We start from the raw sequence: 3,332 nt of genomic DNA on the forward strand, positions 1-3,332 counted from the left end.
TCGACGAGGCCGTCGGCGTCGCGGTCGCGCTCGCGGAGCACCGCGCGGAACTCCTCGACGCGCGCCCACGCCTCGTCAGTCACCGACTCGTGTTCCGGCGGTCTGATCTTGAACGGACACCGGGTCGAGAAGACGCAGCCCGACGGCGGGTCCCGGGGACTCGGCGGGGACCCGCGAAGCGTGATACGCTCCTGCGTTAGCTCCGGGTCCGGGTGTGGTATCGCCGACAGCAGCGCGCGCGTGTAGGGATTCGACGGAGACCGGAACAGTTCCTCAGTGGGACTCAGTTCCATCAGCTTCCCGAGGTACATGACACCGACGCGGTCACAGACGTGGCGGACCACGCTCAGGTCGTGCGCGATGAGCATGTACGTGAGATCCAGTTCCCGCTGTAGCTCGGTGAGGAGGTTGAGGATCTTCGCCTGAACGGAGACGTCGAGCGCCGAGACCGGTTCGTCGAGGACGATGAACTCCGGTTCGGGGGCCAACGCTCTGGCGATGCCGATCCGCTGACGCTGTCCGCCGGAGAACTGGTGAGGGTACCTGTAGTAGTGCTCCTCGTCGAGGCCGACCTTTTCGAGGAGCTCCATGACGCGGTCTCGCCGCTCGGCCTCAGTCCCCCAGTCGTGGACGTCGAGCGGCTCGCGGACGATTCGACCGACGGTCATGCGTTCGTTGACCGCCGTGTTCGGGTTCTGGTACACCATCTGTGCGTCCTGCCGCCACGCCTTCAGTTCCCGACGGCCGAAGTCGGTCACGTCGCGGCCGTCGAACCGAACTCGCCCCGCGTCGACGTCCTCCAGCTGGAGGATGCTCCGGCCGAGCGTCGTCTTCCCGCACCCGGACTCGCCGACGATACCGATGGTCTCACCGCGGCCGATGTCGAAGGAGACGCCGTCGACCGCCTTGAGCGGCTGGCCGCCGACCAAGCGGTCGCTCTCGTAGTACGTCCGTAGCCCGTCGACGCTGACGAGCGGCTCCTCGTCCGATGTGGGGGCGTGTGCGTTGCTCATGGCTGGTCCTCGTCATCTTTACCGGGAGATCGGTCCAGCGGTACGTGCGGGGCGTCCGAGTCCTCCGATTCGCCCAAGTCGCCGGAGTCGCCCGCGCGTGACGCGTCAGCCGCCTCGTGGGCCGCCAATCGGGCTCGACGCGAGAGGGACTCGGGATAGAGGAGGCAGGCGGCCGTGTGTCGGTCCGCCGAGGCCGCGTCGCCCGTCTCGTCGCGCGGCGAGGTCGCGTCGTCGCCGACTGGGACGTGACGAGGGTGGACCGTCTCACACTCGGGCATCGCCTCCGGGCAGCGGGGAGCGAACCGGCAGCTCGTGGCCGGCTCGTTGGGCGTCGGGACGCTGCCGTCGATCGTCGGGAGGAGGTCGATATCGGCCACCAGCCCCGGGATGCTCTCCAGTAGTCCCTCGGTGTAGGGGTGACGCGGCTCGCCGAACAGCCGCTCCGCCGACGCCCGCTCGACGATCTCGCCGGCGTACATGACGGCGACGGTGTCGGCGATCCGGGAGATGACCCCCATGTCGTGGGTGATGAACACGACGGCGAGTTCGCGTTCCCGCTGGAGCCGTTCGAGCAGGTCGAGGATCTGCGCCTGGATCGTGACGTCGAGTCCGGTGGTGGGCTCATCACAGAGCAGCACCGCCGGGTCGCAGGCGAGCGCGAGCGCTATCGCCGCCCGCTGTTGCATCCCGCCCGAGAACTGGTGTGGGTACTCGTCGAGGCGGCGCTCGGGGTCGGGAATGCCGACGTCTTCCAAGAGAGTCGCCGCGGTCCGCCTCGCTTCCTCGCCGTCGAGTCCGCGGTGAATGCGGAGCAGCTCCCGGATCTGGTTGCCGACGGTGTACACCGGGTTGAGGCTGCTGGCGGCGTCTTGAAACACCATGGCGATCTCGCTGCCCCGGGCCTCCTCGGTGACGGCCTGCGGTGCGGCGACCAGGTCGACCCACCCCGCCTCGATCCCGCCTGCCCCTTCGTCCGGGTGGCCGTCAGTCACGGTCACGAAGCGGTCATCTACCCCCTCGTCCGGTGCCGACTCGGAGGCCGAGCCGGTCCCAGACCGCGAGTCCGCCTCGGACCGCGAACCGGTCTCGTCGCTCTCGGCGTCGAGCCAGCGGACCCGATCGGGGTGGGACGCGGCCGTCCGACGGACGAACTCGGGGTCGTGATACCGGACGGATCCGTCCGGATCGACGCGGCCCGGATCGTCGACGAGACCGAGGATCGTGCGCGCCGTGACGCTCTTGCCGGACCCGCTCTCCCCCACGATTCCGAGCGTCCGACCGGGCGACACGTCGAAGTCGACGCCGTCAACGGCGCGGACGGTCTCGCGATCGGTGTGGAACGTCGTCCGTAACGCCTCAACGGAGAGGATCGGCCCGTCAGTCACACGCCACCACCCCGAGACTCGGTCTCGCTCGCGTCGGTCGCGCCGGTGTCGCTTTGGGGATCAACGGCGTCCCGAAGGGCATCCCCGACGGCATTAAATCCGATGACGACGAGCGTCACCATCGCGCCGGGGATGAGCGAGATGTGCCACGACTCGGTCGCGACGTACTCCCGACCCATGTCGACCGCTCGGCCCCACTCGGGCGTCGGCGGAGTGATGCCGAGGCCGAGGAACGACAGGCCGGCGATCGCGAGGATGACGCCGCCGAGGACGAGCGAACTGTAGATCAGCAGGTAGCCGACGAGGTACGGCAGCATGTGATACCGCATGATCCCGGTCGGCGACTGGCCGTAGTTGCGGGCGGCGTCGACCCAGTCCTTCTCCGAGACCTGGAGCGCCGGCCCGCGGAACGCACGCCAGAGGAACGGCCACCCCGTCGCGGCCAAGATGAGCGCCAGTAACACGCCACCGTTGTACGCCCCCGCGAGGGAGGTGTCCGCCAGCAACACCGTCAGAAGGATCAACAGGAGGAGCCGCGGCACCCCCATCACCGTGTCGCTCGTCACCACCAACAGCAGGTCGGCGACGCCGCGGTAGTACGCCGAGATCAGCGCGAACGCGGCCGCGATGACGGTGCTCGTTCCGACGCTCAACAGCCCAACGACGAGCGACACCCGGGCCCCGTGGACGAGGAACGTGAGCAGGTCTTTCCCGTCCGTGAGCGTACCGAAGGGGTGGAACCGGTCGAACTGGTCGTAGCTGCCCGGGCCCACGTTCTCCATCGGGTACCCGACTGACCGGGTCTGGGCGTTGGCGTTGCCGACGAGCGTCTCCGCGACCCCGCCGACGTCGGCGTCATAGTACTGAATCGTGTGTGAGAACGGGGAGTAGAGGTTCTGCTCGGCGGGTGTCGTTCCGAGCGACGGGGCGAAAA

3 protein-coding genes are annotated in these 3,332 nt (G+C 68.5%); all 3 read right to left on the bottom strand.

Annotated features, from left to right (window positions below; all coding sequences use genetic code 11):
* Window positions 1–1,013 (bottom strand): ABC transporter ATP-binding protein (locus tag BN903_RS03630; RefSeq protein WP_052334910.1); only part of this gene is annotated, 1,013 nt, incomplete at its 3' end.
* Window positions 1,010–2,398 carry an ABC transporter ATP-binding protein gene (locus BN903_RS03635; protein ID WP_079890565.1) on the bottom strand — a complete coding sequence of 463 codons (1,389 nt, stop codon included), beginning with the start codon at window positions 2,396–2,398 and terminating at the stop codon, window positions 1,010–1,012. The genes BN903_RS03635 and BN903_RS03630, both read right to left, overlap by 4 nt.
* Window positions 2,395–3,332, bottom strand: a 938-nt coding sequence (locus tag BN903_RS03640; RefSeq protein ID WP_048076410.1) for an ABC transporter permease, incomplete at its 5' end; no start/stop codon positions are given. The genes BN903_RS03640 and BN903_RS03635, both read right to left, overlap by 4 nt.

This window comes from Halorubrum sp. AJ67, from assembly GCF_000513435.1.